The organism is Nonomuraea muscovyensis, assembly GCF_014207745.1.
GTDB classification, from domain to species: domain Bacteria; phylum Actinomycetota; class Actinomycetes; order Streptosporangiales; family Streptosporangiaceae; genus Nonomuraea; species Nonomuraea muscovyensis.
The window spans coordinates 1952064-1971314 of sequence record NZ_JACHJB010000001.1 but is presented as its reverse complement, the minus strand read 5'-3'; the positions used below and the strand labels follow the sequence as shown (position 1 = coordinate 1971314).

The following is a 19251-nucleotide window of genomic DNA, read 5'->3' as shown; positions in this document are numbered from 1 at the left end:
GGGGTGCTCAGGCGGGCCGTGATCAGGCGGGGCCTCATCAGGCAGCCTGTGATCAGGCGGGGCCTGGCCGGACGGGCCGTGCTCAGGCGGGGCGGCGGTCGGAGGGGTGCGGTCAGGCGGCGGGGCAGGAGGTGTTCGCGGCCGGGACCTTGCCGCTCAGGACGTACGTGTCGACCAGGCGCATGATGCACGAGCTGCCGCTGAGGTAGGCGCCGTGGCCCTCGCCCTCGTAGGTGATCAGGACACCGGTCTTGAGCAGCTTGTTCAGGCTGACCGCCCACTGGTACGGCGTGGCCGGGTCGCCCTTGCCGCCGATGACGACGATCGGGGCCGAGCCGGTGGCGTCGATCCGCTTGGCCTCGTCGTCGCCCTTCGCCGGCCAGTACGAGCAGGCCATGACCGGGGTCTCGCTGGCGAGGACGGGGAAGACCTTCTCGACCTTCTTGTTGATCGCGGCGGTCTCGGCGCGGCCGGGGCGCTCGGCGCTGTCGACGCAGTTGATCGCCTGCAGGCTGGTGAGCATGGTCGAGTACGTGCCGTCGGGCTTGCGGCCGGTGTAGGAGTCGGCCAGCGCCAGCAGCGTGGCGCCGTCGCCCTTCATCGCGGACGCGGCGGCCTGCTCCAGCATCGGCCAGGTGGCCTTGGCGTACAACGGGGTGATGACGGCGAGCTGGCCGAGACCGTGGGTGAGGGTGCGCGAGCCGACCTTGAGCGGCTTGGTCTTCAGCCCCTCCACCAGCGCCTCGACGTTCGCCTTCACCTCGGCGGTGGTCCTGCCGAGGTCGCAGCCCTGCGCGACGCAGTCCTTGGCGAACGCCTCGAAGGAGGTGGCGAAGCCGGTCGCCTGGGTGACGGCCCGCTCCTCGAACGTCACCGTCGGGTCGTAGGCGCTGTCGAGGACGAACCTGCCGACGTTCTTCGGGAAGTGGGTGGCGTAGACGGCGCCGAGGTGCGTGCCGTACGAGAGGCCGAAGTAGTTGAGCTGGTCGTCGCCGAGCGCGGCGCGCAGCCGTTCGAGGTCCTTGGCGGCGTTGACGGTGCCGACGTACGGCAGGATCTTGCCGGAGTCCTTCTCGCAGGCGGCGGTGAACTGCTTGGTCAGCTTCTCGCCGTCGGCGTCGGAGCCGGCGGCGAGGAGGCGTTCGACCTCGCCGCCGCACCTGACGCCGGCGCTGCGGTCGACGCCGCGCGGGTCGAAGCTGACGAGGTCGTAGCGGGTGCCCAGCCCGGCGAACGCCTTGGCGGCCAGGGCCAGGGTGTCGACCCCGGAGCCGCCCGGCCCGCCGAAGTTGAACACCAGGGAGCCGAGCCTGTCGTCGGTGGTGGCCTTGACGCGGATCAGCGCCAGGCCGATCTGCTCGCCGTCGGGCTTGGCGTAGTCGAGCGGCACCTTGATGGTGCCGCACTCGACGGACGGGTCAGGCGCGGCGGGCTTGCCGTCGGGGCCGGTCAGGCCCGTGCACGTGCTCCAGGCGACCGTGCCCGTGTCCTCGGCCGGCCGGCCGGGCGACCGGTCGGTGCTCTTCGCGGCGGGGTCGGCGGCGGGCTTGGCGGGGTCTTCCGCGCTGCCGCATCCGGCGAGAGCGGTCGCGCACAGGACGAAGGTGAGCAGGGTCTTCTTCATGCCCATCAGCATGCCGAAGCCGGTTTTACGCAGGTAGTGGCGTCTAACAGCTCTTGTCGCTGACTTCCGGGATGAGTCGGGGATGACGAATGTCACCTGTCGCCGGGAACCTCCCGCTGGGATTCGCGCCTGCGCACGTACGCCAGTCCCATCAGGCCGAGGACCACGCCGGCGACGCACGTCCAGATCCACCACGAGTGCTCCGGAGCGGGACGGAAGATCAGCAGGGCGACGAGCGCGAGCACCCACAGGCCGATGCCGACGGCGACGGTGGCCGTGTCGTTGGTCTCGATCGGCTCGGGATCGGGGTGCCACTCCTGCTTCACACGTCCACCCTAGCTTCCAATCAGGTCTCGATACGGTCACCAGCACTTTTGGCGTACCGTAAGGTCCCGTCTACGCTTCGCGCGTGAGTGACTTGAAGAGCAGACTCGATCATTTCTTCGGCATCAGCGCACGTGAGTCCACCTTCTCCCGTGAGATACGGGGCGGGCTCGCCACGTTCTTCACGATGGCCTACATCGTCGTGCTGAATCCGATCATCATCGCCACGGCCCAGGACGTCCAGAAGCAGTACATCGGCGACGGCACGGCGGGGCCGAACGTGGCGCTCGTGGCGGCGGGCACGGCCTTCGTGGCCGGCGTCATGACCATCCTCATGGGGACGGTCGCCCGGGTGCCCTTCGCGATGGCGGCCGGGCTCGGCATCAACGCGTTCGTGGCCTTCAGCATCGCCCCCGTGATGACCTGGGAAGCCGCCATGGGGCTGGTGTTCCTCGAAGGCGTCATCATCGGCGTCCTGGTGCTGACCGGCTTCCGGGTGGCGGTCTTCCACGCGATCCCCACCGAGTTGAAGACCGCGATCAGCGTGGGCATCGGCTTGTTCATCGCGCTGATCGGCTTCGTCGACGCGGGCTTCGTCCGTCGTGCGACCGGTGGTCCGGCCCTGGAGATGGGCATCGGCGGCAGCCTCACCTCCTGGCCGATCTTCGTCTTCCTGGTGGGCCTGCTCGTCACGGCAGGGCTGGTGGCGCGCAGGGTCAAGGGCGCCATCCTCATCGGCATCGTGAGCACGACCGTGCTGGCGGTGATCGTCGAGCTCGTCGCACGGGTCGGCAGGTTCTCCGCCGAGAACCCCGGCGGCTGGCAGCTCAACCAGCCCACCGTGCCCAAGCCGAGTGAGATCATCGGCTTCCACAACCCCTTGACGCTCTTCACCGAGTTCGACCCGTTCGGCGCGTTCAGCCAGGTGTCGGTGCTGCTCGCCGTGCTCTTCGTGTTCACCCTGCTCATCACCGACTTCTTCGACACCATGGGCACCATGGTCGGCGTCGGCCGCCAGGCCGGGCTGCTCCGGGAGGACGGGACGCTGCCGCGCACGAAGGAGATCCTGCTCGTCGACTCGCTCGGCGCGGCCGTCGGCGGCGCGGGCTCGGTGTCGTCCAACACCACCTACATCGAGTCGGCGGCCGGCGTCGGCGAGGGCGCGCGCACCGGCCTGGCCAGCGTGGTGACCGGTCTGCTGTTCCTGGGCGCCATCTTCTTCGCGCCGCTGGTCGTGATCGTGCCGCACGAGGCCGCGGCGCCGGCCCTGGTCGTGGTGGGCTTCCTCATGATGACCTCGGTGCGCGAGATCGACTTCACCGACTACGAGATCGCCATCCCGGCGTTCCTCACCATCGTGGTCATGCCGTTCACGTACTCGATCTCGAACGGCGTCGGCGCCGGCTTCATCAGCTACGTGTTCATCAAGATCGTGCGGGGCAAGGCGCGGGAGATCCACCCGCTGCTGTGGGTGGTCACGCTGCTCTTCGTGCTCTACTTCGCGCTCGGCCCGATCAAGGCGCTGCTCGGGCTCTGACACCGGTCGAGGCCGCCCTCTCGCGCGGGGGGCGGCCTCGGTGTATCACAAGGTGAGACGACGAAGGATCGGGGAAATATCTTGCCATGCCGTATAGTTAGCAAAGGTAATGACTCATGCTAACCAACACCCCACAGACAAGCCTGCGCAGCGACGCAGGCCTGGCATCCGCCCTGCGCGTGTCGCTGGCGCGGTTGACCAGGCGCCTACGACGACAGGCGGCGGCCCACTCGCTGACTCCCACGCAGTTCGCGACGCTCGCCGCGGTGGAACGGCACTCCGGGATAACCCCCGGCGAGTTGGCCGAGCTCGAGAAGGTGCAGCCGCCCTCGATGACGCGCGTGATCGCGGCGCTCGAGGAGCGCGGCCTGGTGTCGCGCACCCCGCACTCGACCGACCGGCGCCAGGTGACCGTGACCGTGACCGAGGCCGCCCAGAAGCTGCTGAAGGAGGAGCGACGCCGCAAGGAAGCGTGGCTGACGCAGCGGCTGAAGGAGCTGACACCAGAGGAGCGGGCCATCCTCAGGCAGGCGGCGCCCATACTGGAGAAGCTCAGCAGGATATAGAGCCCGAACAACCCAGGACCGGGATGTTCCGGTCGCTCAAGATTCGCAACTACCGCATGTTCGCGGCCGGCGGTGCCGTCTCCAACGTCGGCACCTGGCTACAGCGCACAGCCCAGGACTGGCTGGTGCTGGAGCTCACCGGTGGCAGCGCGGCGGCCCTCGGCATGGCGACCGCGCTGCAGTTCCTCCCCATGCTGTTCTTCGGGATGTTCGGCGGCGTGCTCGCCGACCGCTACCCCAAGCGCCCCATCCTCATAGCCGCCCAGTCGCTGATGGCCGGGCTCGCGCTGACGATCGGCGTGCTGACGATGACCGGCGCCGCGCAGGTCTGGCACGTGTACGTGATGGCGTTCGTCCTCGGCCTGATCTCCTGCGTCGAGGTGCCGACCCGGCAGGCGTTCGTGGTCGAGATGGTCGGCCGGCAGGACCTGTCCAACGCGATCGCGCTCAACAGCTCGATCTTCAACCTGGCCCGCGTGGTCGGCCCGGCCATCGCCGGTGTGCTGATCTACGTGCTCGGGGGCACCGGGCCGCTGTTCCTGATCAACGCGCTCACGTTCGCCGGCGTCATCTCCAGCCTGGTCTTCATGCGCAAGTCGGAGCTCCATCTGTCCGACCCGGTGCCGCGCGCCAAGGGCCAGCTCCGCGAGGGGCTGCGCTACGTGCTGGAGCGCGAGGAACTGCTCATGCCGGTGCTGCTGATCGGGTTCGTCTCGATGTTCGCGCAGTCGTTCTCGATGTCGATCGCGCTCATGGCCCGCGAGGTCTTCCACGCGGGGGCGTCCTCGTTCGGCCTGGCGTCCAGCATGTTCGCCGTGGGCGCGCTCGGCGGGGCCCTGCTCGCCGCCCGGCGGGCCCGGCCGTCTCGCAGGCTGCTCATGGCCGGCGCGATCGGGTTCGGGCTGTTCCAGGTGGCGACGGGGCTGGCCCCGTTCTACCCGGCCTACCTGCTGCTGTTGATCCCGACCGGGGTCGCGCTCATCACGGTCAACACGGCCGCGAACGCCGGCGTCCAGCTCGCCACCTCGCCCGAGATGCGGGGCCGGGTGATGGGCATCTACATGCTGGTGTTCACCGGCGGCGCCCCGATCGGCGCGCCGCTGGTCGGGTGGCTGTCCGAGCTGGGCGGGCCGCGAGCCGGTGTGATGCTCTCCGGCATGCTCGTGCTGGTGGGCGTCGGGCTGGCCGTGCTGCTGACCCGGTTGATCGGGGCGCGCGTGCGCGGGCCGATGGCGCTCGCGGCCTGACCCGGCGGGTTGCAGAATCGGATGGCATGAGGCTCTTCGCGGCCGTCGTGCCGCCTGCGGGGGTGCTCGACGAGATCGAGCGCGCGATCGCGCCGCACGTCGGGCAGGTGCCCGGCCTGCGCTGGCCCGAGCGCGCCACCTGGCACATCACGCTGGGGTTCTTCGGCGAGGTGCCCGAGAGCGCCCTGCCCGAGCTGGAGACGCGCCTGGCGCGGGCCGTGCGCCGGCACGCGGCCCTGGACCTGGCCTTCACCGGGTTCGGGGCGTTCTCGTCGCTGCGGCGGGCCCGCGTCTTCTGGGCCGGGCTGTCCGGCGACCCGATGACCCGGCTGGCCGACTCGGTCCGGGCGGGAGCCCGCCGGGCCGGCGCCGCGCAGACCGACGACAAGCGATTCCACCCGCACCTCACCCTGGCCAGGGCCAAGGCGGAGACGGACCTCCGCCCGCTGGTCGAGTCGCTGGAGTGGTTCAGCGGCTCGCCGTGGCGGGCGGAGTCCGTCCGGCTCGTCCGCAGCCACCAGGGCGCCCACGTGAGGTACGAGTCACTGGCCGAATGGGTGCTGGCACCCTCCCGGCCCGATTAGGCTCCAGCACGTGGACCGTCCTCGCTCCTGGCTGCTGCCCGTCGTCCTCGGCCTGCTCCTGCTCATCGTGGTCGTCGGCGCGTTGCTGAGCTGACCCGGCGGGCGACTACCAGGCGTAGTCCTCCGGCGCCGTCCGGTGCCCCGGGAAGATCTCGTCGAGCCGGGCCAGCGCCTGCTCGTCCAGCCTGATCTCCAGGGTCCGCATGGTGCCGTCGAGCTGCTCGATCGTGCGCGGGCCGATGATCGGCGCGGTGACCGCCGGCCGCGTGAGCAGCCACGCCAGCGCCACGTACGCCGGCTCCTCGCCCAGCTCGTCGCAGAACTTCTCGAACTGCTCGATCTTGTCGCGGTGCTTGTCGAGCTCCTTGACCATGTTCTCGGTCGCGGAGCGGCCCTTGTCGGTCTTGCGCAGCACGCCGCCGAGCAGGCCACCGGCCAGCGGGCTCCACGGGATGACGCCGAGGCCGTAGTCCTCGCAGGCGGGCAGCACCTCCAGCTCCACCGCCCGGGTCAGCAGGTTGTAGTGCGACTGCTCGCTGACCAGGCCGAACGTGCCGCGCCGGGCCGCGGTCTCCTGGGCCTTGGCGACGTGCCAGCCCGCGAAGTTGGACGAGCCGACGTACAGGATCTTGCCCTGCTGGCGCAGCACCTCCATGGCCTCCCAGAACTCGTCGAACGGGGTGTTCCGGTCGACGTGGTGGGCCTGGTAGATGTCGATGTAGTCGGTCTGCATCCGCTTGAGCGAGGCGTCGCAGGCGCGGCGGATGTTCAGCGCGGACAGCAGGTTGTCGTTGGGCCAGTCGCCCATCGACCCGTAGAGCTTGGTCGCGATGACGGTCTTCTCCCTGCGACCGCCACCCTTGGCGAACCAGTTGCCGAGGATCTTCTCGGTGATCCCCTCGCCCTGCTTCCAGCCGTAGACGTTTGCTGTGTCGAAGAAGTTCAAGCCCAACTCGTGAGCCCGGTCCATGATCGCGAAGGAGTCTTCCTCGCTGGTCACGGGGCCGAAGTTCATCGTGCCGAGGCAGAGCGGGCTCACCTTGAGCCCGCTGCGTCCGAGGTTCACGTAGTCCATGCTCTTCAGGCTAAGCACCTGGAGTGCACTCCAGGCTAGTAGGGTGACCCGGGTGATCAAGGGCATCCTGCGCGCGGCGGTGCCCCTGTTCCTCTCCATGGTCACGGGCATGGTCGGGACCCTGGTGGTGACCGCGGTGCTCGGCCGGCACGACACCGTCACCCTCGCGGCCTTCGCGGTCATGACCGCCGTGCTCACCCCCGCCACCGCCGCCGTCGTGGGCGCGTTGCGCGGGCTCTCGCCGTTCGTCGCACCCCACCGCGACGACCCGGCCGCCGCCGTGCCCGTCCTGCGCGACGCGCGCTGGCTCACCTTCCTCGTCGGTACGGCCGGCGCTCTCGCCGTGCTCGCCGTGCCCGCGCTGGCGGGCGCGGCCGGCGTGCCCGGCGAGGTCGTGGCCGAGCTGGGCCCGCTGCCCTACCTGCTGGCCCTCTCCCTGCTCGTGCACGCCTCCGGAGGCGGCGCCACCACGGTGCTCGTCGCGTTCGGGCGCGGCCGGCCGGTGCTCTGGTCCAGCCTGGCGGGCACGGCGGTGATCATCGGCTGCGCGGTCGCGCTGGTGCCGCCGCTGGGCCTGACCGGGGTGGGGATCGCCTGGCTGCTGTCGGGCCTGGCGGCCGTGACCGTGTCGAACCTGGCCCTGCGCCGCGTGCTCGGCGTCCGGGTGGGACAGGGCCGGCCGCGGGTGGCCGAGATCGCCCGGCTGGCCCGGGTGAGCCTCCCGCTGGCGGCCACAGTGCTGATCAAGTTCGGCGGGCTGGGCGTCATCACGTTCGCGGCCGGCACGACGAACACCCGCGACGCCGCCGCCCACGCCGTTCTCGGCACGCTCACCGGACTCATCCTGGTGGCGTCGGTCTCCGTGGCGCAGGCGGCGCTGCCCGAGGTGGCGCGCGCGGGCACCCCGGCCGAGGCGCGGCGGGCCAACCGGGCCGCCGCGCTGCTCGCCCTGGCCGGCACCGGCGTCGCCGCGCTGGCGCTGCTGCTCTCCGGCGACGCCGTGCCGTCGCTGTTCACCGACGACGCCGGGGTGCGCGAGCGGGTCGTCGCGCTGCTGCCGCTGATGCTGCTCGCCTCGGCCGCCGACGGGACGCAGGCCGTCCAGGGCATCGGGCTGACCGGGCTCAAGCGGTCGGCGGCGAGCCTGCGCTACTTCGCCGCCGGGTACGGGCTGCTCGTCCTCGCCGCCGTGCCCGTGGCCGCCGGGTGGGGGATCGCGGGGCTGTGGGTGGCCGTGGCCGTCGCCAACGCGGGACTGGTCGTGCTCCAGGGCACGGGCTTCCACCGGCACAGCGCGAGGGTCGGCCGGGTGCCGGTTGGGGCATGATGGCGGCGTGGGGGATCTTCTGCAGCGAACGCTCGCCGTGGCCTGCGTGACGTGCGCCGTGACGTGTGCCGTCGCAGCCGTCCCGGCCGCTCAGGCCGCCCAGGCTCAGGCGGCTCAGACCGTTCAGGCGCAGGCCGCTCAGGACGTTCAGGCCGTTCAGGTTCAGGCCGCTCAGGGCGTCCGGGCTCTGGCCGCCTCCGCCGACGACACCGGCGAGAAACTCTTCACGTTCCGGGACCGGGAGATCACCGAGTCCAGCGGCCTGGCCGTGTCGCCCACCCATCCGGGCGTCTACTACACCCACAACGACTCCTCGGCGGAGCCGAAGTTCTACGCGGTCGGCGCGGACGGCCGCACCAGGGCGACCTTCCGCGTGCGGGGCGCCGAGGCCCGCGACTGGGAGGCCATGGCCGCCCGCAGGGACCTCACGACCGGGCGCGGCGTGCTCTGGTTCGCCGACATCGGCGACAACCTCGACGGCGCCTGGCCCGACATCTCGATCTACAAGGTCATGGAGCCGCCGACGCTGCGCGACGCCACGGTCACGGCGGTGCGCTACCGGTTCCGCTACGAGGACGGCGGGCGCAACGCCGAGGGCATCATGGCGCACCCCCGGACGGGCCGGCTGTACGTGGTCTCGAAGGAGTTCGCCGGCTCGGTGTACGTCGCTCCCAAGACGCTGCGCACCGACCGGGTGAACGTCCTGCGCAAGGTCGCCGCCGCGCCGCTCATGGCCACCGACGCCGCCTACGCCCCCGACGGCTCGTCGTACGTCATCCGCACCTACTTCTCCGCCACCCTCTTCAAACCGTCCGGCGAGACCATCGCCAAGGTGACGATGCCGGAGCTGAAACAGGCCGAGACGATCGCGTTCGCCTCCGACGGGCGCGCGTTGCTGGTGGGCAGCGAGGGCCCGGCCAGCCCGCTCTACCGCGTGCCCCTCCCGGACCGCGCGCTCCAGGCGCGCGCGCCCGCCGACCGCTCCACCGACCGGCCGTCGGAACGCGCGTCGGAGCGCCCGTCGGAACGGTCGTCGCGGCAGGAGGGCCCGTCCGACCGGTCCGCCGACGCGAAGAAGGCCGCAGGCGAGCGGGACGAGCGGGAGCGAGGCGGGCTGAGCGCGCGCGACGTCATGATCCTGGTGCTGGCCGGGCTGCTGGCCACCGCCGTGATCGGGGGCATCGCCAGGCGCACCAGGTGAGGCGTCACGGGCGGCGGCGCATGGTCGCGGTGAACATGTCGCCGCGCAGGGCGCGCTCCACCACCTCGATCGAGCGTGACAGGCGCACCAGGCGCGGGCCCTCCTGGCGGTAGGCGTCGAGCACGGCCTCGATGGCGTGTGGCGGCAGGTGGCCCTTGAGCTCGACGGCCGCGCCCCGATAGCCGGCGCGGGCGGCCTCCACGGCCGAGTGGACGTGGTGGCGGGCCATCCGGGCCAGCGCGATCGGATGCCGCCTGAGCACCTCGTACGCGCGATAGTCGGGCGGCACGGCGTCGAGCAGCCAGGCCACGGCCGAGGTCTCCCAGTCGGGAACGCTGGGCGGCCGTACCTCGGCGGGCCACTCCGGCGGGACGTACATGCGGCCATCGTACTCACGTTCGATTCGCCGCCATCCGGCCAGGTCCGTGTGCACGCGGCACGCCCGGTCAAAGACACGGTTTCGGCTACATTGCGGCGGCTACGCCCCGAAACCCGGCGCGAAGTCGGCAGACTGGCGCTGTGACGGAGAAGATCGGAGTCGTCGGGGCGGGGATCGTCGGTCTCGCCGTGGCTCGCGAGCTGGCCGGCGCCAGGGGCGCCGAGGTGACCGTGCTCGACAAGGAGCACCAGGTCGCGGCCCACCAGACCGGGCACAACAGCGGTGTCGTGCACGCGGGCATCTACTACCCGCCCGGCTCGCTGAAGGCGCGGCTGTGCCGCGAGGGCGTGGCGCTGCTGAAGGACTACTGCGCGCGGCACGCCCTGCCGTACGAGGAGGTCGGCAAGCTCGTCGTGGCGAGCACCCGCGCGGAGCGGCCGCTGCTGCGCGCGCTGGCCGAGCGCGCCCGCGCCAACGGCGTGCCGGGGATCGTCGAGCTGGACGCGCTCGGGCTGCGCGAGGTCGAGCCGCACGCCGTCGGTGTGGCGGCCGTCCATTCGCCGCACACCGCGATCACCGACTTCGCCGCCGTCGCCCGGCGGCTCGCGCTCGACGTGGCCGAGCTGGGCGGGTCGGTACGGCTGGCGCACCCGGTGCGGGCGGTGCGGGAGACCGCCGGAGGCGTGGAGGTGCTGGCGGCCGGCCGGCGCCTCGCCTTCGACCGGCTGGTGGTCTGCGCCGGGCTCGGCACCGACGCGGTCGCCGCGATGGCCGGGCGGCCGGGGGACGTCAGGATCGTGCCGTTCCGCGGCGAGTACTACGCGCTGTCCGGCGCCGCCAGGGAACTGGTGCGCGGCCTGATCTACCCGGTGCCCGACCCGCGCTACCCGTTCCTCGGCGTCCACCTGACCCGGCACATCGGCGGGGAGGTCCTCGTCGGCCCGAACGCCGTGCTGGCGCTCGCCTACGAGGGCTACGGATGGCGGGACGTCAGAAACTTCCGGCAGATTCTCGGCTGGCCGGGCACCCTGCGCATGGCCCGCCGGCACTGGCGCACCGGCCTGCGTGAGGTCCGCGGCTCGCTGGCCAAGGGCGCCTTCCTCCACGCGGCTCAGCGCTACGTCCCCGAGCTCACCGCCGCCGACCTGCACCGGGCCGCGGGCGGCGTGCGCGCGCAGGCGGTCGGCAGGGACGGCGGCCTGCTCGACGACTTCGCCGTGGACGTGCACGGCAGGGTGGTGCTCGTGCGCAACGCCCCCTCCCCGGCCGCCACATCCAGCCTGGCCATTGCGCGGCATATCGCCAGTCTTGTTCCGGCATCCGTCCGATGAGGGCATCCTTGGGGGGATGGAACCGCGCCTGTTGATCGTCGAGGACGACCCGAACATCCTCGAACTCCTCGCCGCGAGCCTCAGGTTCGCGGGGTTCGACGTGACCACGGCCAAGAGCGGCCTGGACGCCGTCGCCGCCGTGCAGCGGCACCGGCCCGACCTCATCGTGCTCGACGTGATGCTGCCCGACCTCGACGGCTTCGAGATCGTCCGGCGGCTGCGCGGCGGGGGGACCCACACGCCCGTGGTCTTCCTGACCGCCCGCGACGAGACCGAGGACAAGATCCGCGGGCTCACGATCGGCGGCGACGACTACGTGACCAAGCCGTTCAGCCTGGAGGAGGTGGTCGCCCGTATCCACGCGGTGCTCCGCCGCACCGGCGGCGAGGCTCCCGCGCCGCCGCCCCGGCTGACGTTCGCCGACATCGAGCTGGACGAGGAGAGCCACGAGGTGTGGCGCGGCGGCCGGGCGGTGTCGCTGTCGCCGACCGAGTTCAAGCTGCTGCGCTACTTCATGGCCAACGCCGGCCGGGTGCTGTCCAAGCCGCAGATCCTGCACCACGTCTGGGACTACGACTTCCGAGGCGAGGTCGGCATCGTCGAGTCGTACGTGTCGGTGCTCCGCCGCAAGATCGACAACCGCAGCCCGCGTCTCATCCACACCCTGCGCGGGGTGGGATACGTGCTCCGCCTGCCGCCGGGTGCCTGATGTCCGGGTTGCCGCTCAGGATCAAGCTGATCGCCGCCATGCTGGCGCTGCTCGCGCTGGGGCTGACCTTCATCGGCCTGGTGAGCGTCTCGGTCCTGCACGGCTACCTCATGGACCGGGTGGACACCCAGGTCAGGCTGGTCGCCGTACGCATGCACAAGAAGCTGGAGTACGACTTCCAGCGCCGCCAGAAGGGCCGCAAGCCCGGCGACAAGCAGATCCTCATCGAGTCCGACACGATCGTGCTCGTGCAGGACGCGCCCGGCGGGCGGCTCACCCCGCTGCAGGTGGACCGCGACGTCGACCTCAAGTCCAAGCCGGTGCTGTCCACCACGCCGCAGCCGGACATCTACACCGCGCCGGCCGCCAACGGCACCGGCGAGTGGCGGGTGCTGCACGCCACCAGCCCGCACGCCGCGTTCGTCGTCGCCGCCGACCTGACCGAGGTGAGTGAGATCACCCGCCGGCTCGCCCTCATCGAGATGCTCGGCGGCAGCGGCATCCTGCTCATCCTGGCCGTCGTGGGCGTCACCAGCGTCCGGCGCAGCCTGCGCCCGCTCGCCCAGATCGAGCGGACCGCCGAGGCCATCGCCCGGGGCGAGCTGAGCCGCCGGGTGCCCGACGGCGACCCCCGTACCGAGGTGGGGCGGCTGGCCAGGTCGCTCAACGGGATGCTCGCCCAGATCGAGACCGCGTTCGTGGCCCGCTCGGCCTCCGAGGCGGCGGCCCGGCGGTCCGAGGACCGGATGCGGCAGTTCGTCGGCGACGCCTCCCACGAACTGCGCACGCCGCTGACCTCCATCCGCGGCTTCGCCGAGTACGCCAGGCAGAACCCCGGCGCCGACCCCGCCGAGCTGATGCAGCGCGTGGAGAAGGCCGCCGGGCGGATGAGCCTGCTCGTGGACGACCTGCTGCTGCTCGCCCGGGTGGACCAGCAGCGCCCGCTGACGATGCGGCCCGTGGACATGCTGGCGCTGGCCGCCGAGGCCGTGCACGACGCGCGCATCCTCGACCCCGAGCGGGTCGTCAACCTCGACGTCGTCGGCGGCGCCGCGCTGATCGTCTCCGGCGACGAGGTGCGGCTGCGCCAGGTCATCGCCAACCTGATGAGCAACGCCCTCATCCACACCGACAAGGGCACCCCGGTCACGGTCCGTGTCGGAGCCGGCCCCCACACGGTGTTCCTGGAGGTGGCCGACAAGGGTCCTGGCCTCACGCCCGAACAGGCCGAGAAGGTGTTCGAGCGGTTCTACCGGGCCGACTCGGCCCGCTCGCGCCGCCGCTCCGGCGACGACCGGGGCAGCGGCCTCGGCCTGGCGATCGTGCAGGCTCTGGTGCGGGCCCACGACGGCACCGTGAGCCTGGACACCGAACCGGGCGCGGGATGCACGTTCCGGGTCGAACTCCCACTCGCTTTGGAGTGAGCCTTCAGCTAGTCCTCAGGTGCCTGGGTCACGCTATGTAGGTGACTAAACCCGAGGCGTTGATCATGGTGGTGGACGACGAGCCCAGCATCCGGGACCTGCTGTCCGCCAGCCTGCGCTTCTCCGGGTTCGAGGTGCTCACCGCCGCCGACGGGCACGAAGCCGTCGAGGTGGCCGAGCGGGCCTCGCCCGACCTGGTGGTGCTGGACGTGATGCTGCCCGACCTCGACGGGTTCGAGGTGGCCAGGCGGATCACCGCTCCCGTGCTGTTCCTGACCGCCCGCGACGCCACCGAGGACAAGATCCACGGGCTGGGCGTGGGCGACGACTATGTGACCAAGCCGTTCAGCCTCGAAGAGGTGCAGGCCAGGATCCGCGCGGTGCTGCGCCGTACCCGCGGGGAGGGCGCGCCGGCCAGCCGGTTGCGGGTGGCCGACCTGGAGCTCGACGAGGACACGGGCGAGGTGTGGCGGGCCGCCAGGCCGGTGCGGCTGTCGCCCACCGAGTACAAGCTGCTGCACTACTTCATGGCCAACGCCGGCCGGGTGCTGTCCAAGGCGCAGATCCTCGACCACGTGTGGAACTACGACTTCGGCGGAGACGCCGGCGTCGTCGAGTCGTACGTCTCCTACCTGCGGCGCAAGGTCGACGCGAGCGAGCCGCGACTGATTCACACCCTACGGAGTGTCGGATATGTGCTTAGGGAGCCGCCTGCGGGCTAACTAGATGGCATGGACCTGCTGGAGGCGTTGGAGGGGTTGCGCCGCCGGCTCGACGGCGAGCTGTTCCCGCTCGCCATCGGGGCGGTGGACGACGACCGTCGCATGCACCGGGAGATCGCCGGGCAGCTCGACGACTACCTCCTGCCACGGCTGCGGGCGATCGACGCCCCGCTGCTCGCCGTGGTGGGCGGCTCCACCGGCGCGGGCAAGTCCACGCTGGTCAACTCGCTGGTCGGCGCCGACGTGACCGAGCCGGGGGTGCTGCGGCCCACCACGCTGGTGCCCACGCTCGTGGCCAGCCCGGCCGACCTCGACTGGTTCATGGGGCCCAACGTGCTGCCCGGCCTGTCCCGGACGAGCGGCGGCTCCGCGGCCGCGCTGCGCGTGGTGACGTCCGCAGCGCTCGGCCCCGGGCTCGCGCTGCTCGACGCGCCCGACATCGACTCGGTGGTCACCGCCAACCGGGAGCTGGCCGCGCAGCTCCTCGCCGCCGCCGACCTGTGGCTGTTCGTCACCACCGCCGCCCGGTACGCCGACGAGGTGCCGTGGAGCTTCCTGCGCTCGGCCCGCGAGCGGAGCACCGCGCTGGCCGTGGTGCTCGACCGGGTGCCGGCCGAGGCCCTCGAACCGGTCACCCGCGACCTCGAACGCCTGCTCGTCGCCAACCGGCTCGACGGGACCCGGCTGTTCACGGTGCCGGAGGCCGCGCTGCCGTCCGAGAAGGCGCGCCTGCCGGCCCCCATGGTCGAGCCGATCACCCGGTGGCTGTCCGGGCTCGCCGCCGACGCCGCCGAACGGGCGCGCGTGGTGCGGCAGACGCTGTCCGGCGCGCTCGACAGCCTGGCCGGCCGGGTGCCCGAGCTGGCGGCGGCGGTGGAACGGCAGCGGGCCGGGTTCGACGGGCTGCGCTCCATCGTCGACCGCGCCTACGCCGGGGCGCTGGCCGACTTCGACGAGGGCATGCGCGACGGGTCGCTGCTGCGGGGCGAGGTGCTGGCCCGCTGGCAGGACTTCATCGGCACCGGTGACCTGATGCGGTCGCTGGAGAGCAGAGTGGGATGGCTGCGCGACCGGCTCGTCGGGTTCTTCACCGGGCGGGTGCCCGCCGCCGAGCTGCGCGACGCGCTGGAGAGCGGGGTCGAGACCCTGATCAGGGGCGCGGCCGACGCCGCCGCCGAACGCTGCCTCAACGGCTGGTCGGCCGCGCCCGGCGGTCCCGGGCTGCTCGACGGCCTCGGCGCCGTGGACGCCGCCCGGCTCGGCCGGGCCTCGCCCGACCTCGCCAAGCGGGCCGAGTCGGCGGTGCGCGCCTGGCAGGAGTTCGTCCTCGACCTGGTACGCCAGGAAGGCGGGGAGCGGCGTACCACGGCGCGGGTGGCGTCCTTCGGGGTGAACGGGGCGGGGCTGCTGCTCATGCTGGCCGTCTTCGCCTCGACCGGCGGGCTGACCGGGATCGAGGTGGGCATCGCCGGCGGGACCAGCGTGCTGTCGCAGAAGCTGCTGGAGGCCATCTTCGGCGACCAGGCGGTGCGGGCGCTGACCGTCCGGGCCCGGGAGGATCTGCGGGAGCGGGTGCGGGGGTTGATGGAGGAGGAGGCGGGGCGGTACATGACACTGCTGGAGGCGATCGAGCCGCCGCCGGGCACGGCCGACGAGCTGCTGGCGGCGGCGTACTCGGTGCGCGAGCACCGCAGGGAACTGCCGGCCGGCCCGGCCACGGAGGGGTCGTGAAGCTGCTGCGCCGCAAGGAGGGGCCGTCGCTGGACTCGCGGCTCGAGGCCCTTGCGGAGGCGGCCACGCTGGCGGAGGGGCGGCTGCCCGGCGAGGCGGTGGCCGGTGCTCGGGCGGTGGCCGAACGGGCCGGGGCGCGGCGCAGCCTCTCGGTCGAGCACACGGTGGCGGCGCTCGCGGGGGCCACGGGGAGCGGCAAGTCGTCGCTGTTCAACGCGCTGGCCGGAGCGGACGTGGCGGCGGTGGGCGTCACCCGGCCCACGACGTCGGCGGCCCAGGCCGTGGTCTGGGACGGCCCTGACAAGGACGGCCCTGACAAGGACGGCACTGACAAGGACGGCACTGACTTCGACACTGACAAGGACGGCGCGAACAAGGGCAGCGCGGACACGGACGACGGCACAGGCCGGGGCGCGGGGCCGCTGCTTGACTGGTTGGACGTCTTCGGGCGGCACCCGGCGGCCGATGCCAGTCCTGATTTTTCCGGACTTATCCTGCTGGACCTCCCTGACCACGACTCGATCCAGCTCGCCCACCGGCTGGAAGTGGACCGGCTCGTGGAGCTGGTGGACCTGCTGGTGTGGGTGCTGGACCCGCAGAAGTACGCCGATGCGGCCCTGCACGAGCGTTACCTGCGCCCGCTGGCCGCCCACCGCGACGTCATGGTCGTGGTGCTCAACCAGGTCGACCGCCTGCCGCCCGCCGCCGTCGACCGCTGCCTGCGCGACCTGCGCCGCCTCCTCGGCGAGGACGGCCTGCACGACGTCCCCGTCCTCGCCACGTCCGCCCGCACCGGGACCGGCCTGGACGATGTGCGGTCCCTGCTGGCGGGCCGCGTCTCGGACCGCCGCTCGTGGAGCGCCCGCCTCTCGGCGGACGTCACCACGGCCGCCGACCTGCTCGCCACCGCCTCCACCCGCTCGGGGGGCCTTGCGGGTATGGCGGGTGACCACGGCCACCTCGGCGCCGGTGCCTCGGCGGCGGCCAGGAACCCGTCCCGCGCGTCGCGTGCGCAAGGCGCGGAAACCCCGGTGCTGGAGGCGGGGCGGGAGGCCGTGCGGGCGGCCGAGTTGCCCGAGGCCGGTGCGGGTGACGTCGCGGCGCGGTTGGGGCGGCGGCTCACGGTGGCGCTGGAGCAGGCCGCCGGCGTGCCGCTCGTGCTGGAGGCCGTGGCCAAGGGACACCGGCACCGGGCCGTGGTCGCCACCGGCTGGCCGGTCACCCGGTGGGTCCGCCGCCTCAGGCCCGACCCGCTGCGCAGGCTGCGCATCGGCGCCGCGCCCCTTCCCGCGGGCGGCGTACGAGGCGGGCCCGTGACCTCCGGCGACGACGGGCAGGTCGTGGGCCGCACCTCCGTACCGGCCGCGTCGGCCGTCCAGCAGGCGCAGGTGGACACGGCGATCAGGGACGTCGGCGACGCGGCGGCGAGCGGGCTGCCCGGCCCGTGGGCGGCGGCGGTGCGGCAGGCGGCCCGCGCCCGGTCGCGGGAGCTGGCCGACACCGTGGACCGGACCGTCGGCGTCACCTCGTCCCGGGCCACCAGACGGCCCCGCTGGTGGAAGGCCGTCGGCGGGCTCCAGTGGCTGATCTTCGCGGCCATGGTGGCCGGGGCGGTCTGGCTGGGGGCGCTGTTCGGGCTGGACTACCTGCAACTGCCGGAGCCGCCGGTGCCCACCCTGGGGGAGGTGCCGTGGCCGACCGTGCTCCTCGTGGGCGGGGCGCTGGCCGGGGTGGTGGTCGCCCTGCTCGCCCGTCTGGCGGCCTGGGTGGGCGGCCGCCGCCGCGCCCGCCGGACGGCCAGGGCCCTGCGCGCGGCCATCGGCGAGGTCGGCGCCGCGTACGTGCTCCAGCCCGTGGAGGCCGAACTCGACAGGTACGCCCGGTTCCGCGCCGCCGTGGAGCGGGCCCGCGCCTGACGCTCAGCGGTAGGAGTCGATGAGGCGGGCCAGGTGCCTGCCGGCGATCTCCAGGGGCGCCTCGCTCTGGGACACCTGGGCCGACATCTCCGCGCCCTCCAGCGTGTTGACGACGGTGTGAGCCAGCTCGTCGGCGACGTCATCGGCGAAGCCGGCCCGGATGAGCCTGTCGCGGACCAGGGCGCGCCAGCTCGCGAACGCCTCCGCGGCGGCCCGCTGGATGTCGGGGGCGACCCCGGCGCTCTCCAGCGCCGTGGTGGTGATCGGGCAACCGTCGAGCCAGCCGGACTCGCGCAGCCCGGTGGCCAGCTCCCGGCTGCACGCCACGATCGCCGCACCGGGGTCGTCCTCCCGGTCGAGTGTCTCGCGCAGCAGCTCGGCGAACTCCTGCTCGCCGTGGCGGATCGCCGCGACGGCCAGCTCCTGCTTGCCGCCCGGGAAGAAGTGGTAGACAGAGCCGAGAGTGGCCTGAGCCTCCCGGGAGATCTCCTTGAGGCCGGTCGCGCCGTATCCCCGCCGCTGCATCAGGCGGGACGTCGCCTGGACGATCCGCTCGCGGGTGCCGATCTCGTGCTTGGCCGTCATGCGCCCAGCCTACTGGATAGAGCGTTCGTTCTAGTGATGTGCTAGCGTCCATCCACTAGATAGAGCGTTCGTTCTAGTCCGAGGAGACAGCGATGAACCCGAAGTCCGTGACCCTGATCGGCCTGGGCCCCATGGGACAGGCGATGGCCGGCGCGTACCTGGACGGCGGCTACGACCTGACCGTGTGGAACCGCACGCCGGGCCGGGCCGACCAGGTGGTCGCCCGCGGTGCGAAGCGGGCGGCGAGCGTCGAGGCCGCCCTGACGGCCAACGACCTGGTCGTGATGAGCCTGACCGACTACGACGCCGTGTTCGCCATCCTGGAGCAGGCCCCCGCCACGGCCCTGGCCGGCCGTACGGTGGCGAACCTGACCTCCGACACGCCCGGCCGGGCCCGCGAGGCCGCCGCGTGGCTGGCCGAGCGCGGGGCGGTGCAGATCACCGGCGGCGTGCAGGTGCCGCCGCCGGGCATCGGCACGCCGGAGGCGATGACGTACTACAGCGGCCCCGCAGTGGCGATCGAGGCGCACCGGCCGGCGCTCGAGGTGCTGACCGGCATCGACCACCTCGGCGAGGACCCGGGCCTGGCCGCGCTGTACTACCAGATCGGGATGGACATGTTCTGGACCGGCCTGCTGGGCTACGTGCACGCCCAGGCGGTCGCCCGGGCCAACGGCATCCCGGCCGAACAGTTCCTGCCCCACGCCGTCAAGACCATGGACTTCCGCTATTTCCTGGAGTTCTACGCCCCGCGGATCGACGCGGGCGCCCACCAGGGCGACGTGGACACCCTCACCATGGGCGCGGCCAGCCTGGAGCACGTCGTGCACACCGTGGAGGCGTCCGGCGTGGACGCCTCCCTCCCGGCGGCGGCCCTGGCCGTCTTCCGCCGCGGCATCGCGGCGGGACACGGCCAGGACAGCCTCACCAGCCTGATCGAGGTGCTCAGCCGGCAGTGAGGCCCGCCGA

18 protein-coding genes are annotated in these 19251 nt (G+C 72.4%); 13 read left to right on the top strand and 5 right to left on the bottom strand.

Annotated features, from left to right (window positions below; translation table 11 throughout):
• Nucleotides 1-112: 112 nt before the first annotated feature.
• Together FHU36_RS09215 and FHU36_RS44245 are read right to left on the bottom strand one after the other, a co-directional pair.
• Complete coding sequence (locus FHU36_RS09215; protein WP_185083321.1) at nucleotides 113-1624, bottom strand: alpha/beta hydrolase; 1512 nt, start codon at nucleotides 1622-1624, stop codon at nucleotides 113-115.
• A 92-nt stretch (nucleotides 1625-1716) separates the two neighbouring features.
• Entirely contained in the window at nucleotides 1717-1950 is a 234-nt protein-coding gene (locus tag FHU36_RS44245) for a DUF2530 domain-containing protein (protein WP_185083320.1), read from the bottom strand.
• Nucleotides 1951-2033: 83 nt separating this feature from the next.
• Between FHU36_RS44245 and FHU36_RS09205 the strand changes: the two genes are divergently transcribed.
• From FHU36_RS09205 to thpR, 4 genes are all read left to right on the top strand, one after another.
• Nucleotides 2034-3485, top strand: a complete 1452-nt coding sequence (locus tag FHU36_RS09205) for an NCS2 family permease (protein WP_312891506.1) — start codon at nucleotides 2034-2036, stop codon at nucleotides 3483-3485.
• Between the two features lie 116 nt (nucleotides 3486-3601).
• Nucleotides 3602-4051 (top strand): MarR family winged helix-turn-helix transcriptional regulator, encoded by a 450-nt coding sequence (locus FHU36_RS09200; RefSeq protein WP_101789272.1) that lies wholly within the window; start codon nucleotides 3602-3604, stop codon nucleotides 4049-4051.
• A 23-nt stretch (nucleotides 4052-4074) separates the two neighbouring features.
• Nucleotides 4075-5298: an MFS transporter gene (locus tag FHU36_RS09195; protein WP_185083319.1), complete on the top strand. Its 1224-nt coding sequence runs from the start codon at nucleotides 4075-4077 to the stop codon at nucleotides 5296-5298.
• A gap of 26 nt (nucleotides 5299-5324) precedes the next feature.
• A complete protein-coding gene (gene thpR / locus FHU36_RS09190) occupies nucleotides 5325-5882 on the top strand; it encodes an RNA 2',3'-cyclic phosphodiesterase (protein ID WP_185083318.1) in 558 nt (185 codons plus the stop codon).
• 106 nt (nucleotides 5883-5988) lie between these two features.
• Here the strand turns inward: thpR and FHU36_RS09185 are convergent, their stop codons facing one another.
• Complete coding sequence (locus FHU36_RS09185; protein WP_185083317.1) at nucleotides 5989-6957, bottom strand: aldo/keto reductase; 969 nt, start codon at nucleotides 6955-6957, stop codon at nucleotides 5989-5991.
• A 43-nt stretch (nucleotides 6958-7000) separates the two neighbouring features.
• On the opposite strand from FHU36_RS09185, the gene FHU36_RS09180 reads away from it, so the two are divergent.
• Together FHU36_RS09180 and FHU36_RS09175 are read left to right on the top strand one after the other, a co-directional pair.
• A complete protein-coding gene (locus tag FHU36_RS09180) occupies nucleotides 7001-8284 on the top strand; it encodes an MATE family efflux transporter (RefSeq protein ID WP_185083316.1) in 1284 nt (427 codons plus the stop codon).
• 7 nt (nucleotides 8285-8291) lie between these two features.
• On the top strand, nucleotides 8292-9485 hold the full coding sequence (locus tag FHU36_RS09175) for a hypothetical protein (RefSeq protein ID WP_312891505.1): 1194 nt from the start codon (nucleotides 8292-8294) through the stop codon (nucleotides 9483-9485).
• Nucleotides 9486-9489: 4 nt separating this feature from the next.
• On the opposite strand, the gene FHU36_RS09170 is transcribed toward FHU36_RS09175, so the two are convergent.
• Complete coding sequence (locus FHU36_RS09170) at nucleotides 9490-9864, bottom strand: hypothetical protein (RefSeq protein WP_185083315.1); 375 nt, start codon at nucleotides 9862-9864, stop codon at nucleotides 9490-9492.
• 140 nt (nucleotides 9865-10004) lie between these two features.
• On the opposite strand from FHU36_RS09170, the gene lhgD reads away from it, so the two are divergent.
• From lhgD to FHU36_RS09145, 6 genes are all read left to right on the top strand, one after another.
• Nucleotides 10005-11195, top strand: a complete 1191-nt coding sequence (gene lhgD / locus FHU36_RS09165; RefSeq protein ID WP_185083314.1) for an L-2-hydroxyglutarate dehydrogenase — start codon at nucleotides 10005-10007, stop codon at nucleotides 11193-11195.
• 16 nt (nucleotides 11196-11211) lie between these two features.
• On the top strand, nucleotides 11212-11904 hold the full coding sequence (locus FHU36_RS09160) for a response regulator transcription factor (RefSeq protein ID WP_185083313.1): 693 nt from the start codon (nucleotides 11212-11214) through the stop codon (nucleotides 11902-11904).
• A complete protein-coding gene (locus tag FHU36_RS09155) occupies nucleotides 11904-13328 on the top strand; it encodes a sensor histidine kinase (RefSeq protein ID WP_185083312.1) in 1425 nt (474 codons plus the stop codon). The genes FHU36_RS09160 and FHU36_RS09155 overlap by 1 nt, the downstream gene beginning before the upstream one ends.
• Before the next feature lie 65 nt (nucleotides 13329-13393).
• Nucleotides 13394-14050 carry a response regulator transcription factor gene (locus FHU36_RS09150; RefSeq protein ID WP_221496196.1) on the top strand — a complete coding sequence of 219 codons (657 nt, stop codon included), beginning with the start codon at nucleotides 13394-13396 and terminating at the stop codon, nucleotides 14048-14050.
• A 9-nt stretch (nucleotides 14051-14059) separates the two neighbouring features.
• On the top strand, nucleotides 14060-15781 hold the full coding sequence (locus FHU36_RS43435) for a GTPase family protein (protein WP_221495814.1): 1722 nt from the start codon (nucleotides 14060-14062) through the stop codon (nucleotides 15779-15781).
• On the top strand, nucleotides 15778-17697 hold the full coding sequence (locus tag FHU36_RS09145; protein WP_312891504.1) for a GTPase: 1920 nt from the start codon (nucleotides 15778-15780) through the stop codon (nucleotides 17695-17697). The genes FHU36_RS43435 and FHU36_RS09145 overlap by 4 nt, the downstream gene beginning before the upstream one ends.
• Nucleotides 17698-17700: 3 nt before the next feature.
• Here the strand turns inward: FHU36_RS09145 and FHU36_RS09140 are convergent, their stop codons facing one another.
• Nucleotides 17701-18282 (bottom strand): TetR/AcrR family transcriptional regulator, encoded by a 582-nt coding sequence (locus FHU36_RS09140; RefSeq protein WP_185083309.1) that lies wholly within the window; start codon nucleotides 18280-18282, stop codon nucleotides 17701-17703.
• A 92-nt stretch (nucleotides 18283-18374) separates the two neighbouring features.
• On the opposite strand from FHU36_RS09140, the gene FHU36_RS45520 reads away from it, so the two are divergent.
• Entirely contained in the window at nucleotides 18375-19241 is an 867-nt protein-coding gene (locus tag FHU36_RS45520; RefSeq protein ID WP_185083308.1) for an NAD(P)-dependent oxidoreductase, read from the top strand.
• Nucleotides 19242-19251: the final 10 nt, after the last annotated feature.

Coding starts and splice junctions, on each gene's coding strand:
- FHU36_RS09200 (WP_101789272.1), top strand. CDS start 3,602: ATGCTAACCAACACCCCACAGACAAGCCTGCGCAGCGACGCAGGCCTG.
- FHU36_RS09215 (WP_185083321.1), bottom strand. CDS start 1,624: ATGAAGAAGACCCTGCTCACCTTCGTCCTGTGCGCGACCGCTCTCGCC.
- FHU36_RS09195 (WP_185083319.1), top strand. CDS start 4,075: ATGTTCCGGTCGCTCAAGATTCGCAACTACCGCATGTTCGCGGCCGGC.
- FHU36_RS45520 (WP_185083308.1), top strand. CDS start 18,375: ATGAACCCGAAGTCCGTGACCCTGATCGGCCTGGGCCCCATGGGACAG.
- thpR (WP_185083318.1), top strand. CDS start 5,325: ATGAGGCTCTTCGCGGCCGTCGTGCCGCCTGCGGGGGTGCTCGACGAG.
- FHU36_RS09170 (WP_185083315.1), bottom strand. CDS start 9,864: ATGTACGTCCCGCCGGAGTGGCCCGCCGAGGTACGGCCGCCCAGCGTT.
- FHU36_RS09155 (WP_185083312.1), top strand. CDS start 11,904: ATGTCCGGGTTGCCGCTCAGGATCAAGCTGATCGCCGCCATGCTGGCG.
- FHU36_RS43435 (WP_221495814.1), top strand. CDS start 14,060: ATGGACCTGCTGGAGGCGTTGGAGGGGTTGCGCCGCCGGCTCGACGGC.
- FHU36_RS09185 (WP_185083317.1), bottom strand. CDS start 6,957: ATGGACTACGTGAACCTCGGACGCAGCGGGCTCAAGGTGAGCCCGCTC.
- FHU36_RS09150 (WP_221496196.1), top strand. CDS start 13,394: ATGGTGGTGGACGACGAGCCCAGCATCCGGGACCTGCTGTCCGCCAGC.
- FHU36_RS09160 (WP_185083313.1), top strand. CDS start 11,212: ATGGAACCGCGCCTGTTGATCGTCGAGGACGACCCGAACATCCTCGAA.
- FHU36_RS09140 (WP_185083309.1), bottom strand. CDS start 18,282: ATGACGGCCAAGCACGAGATCGGCACCCGCGAGCGGATCGTCCAGGCG.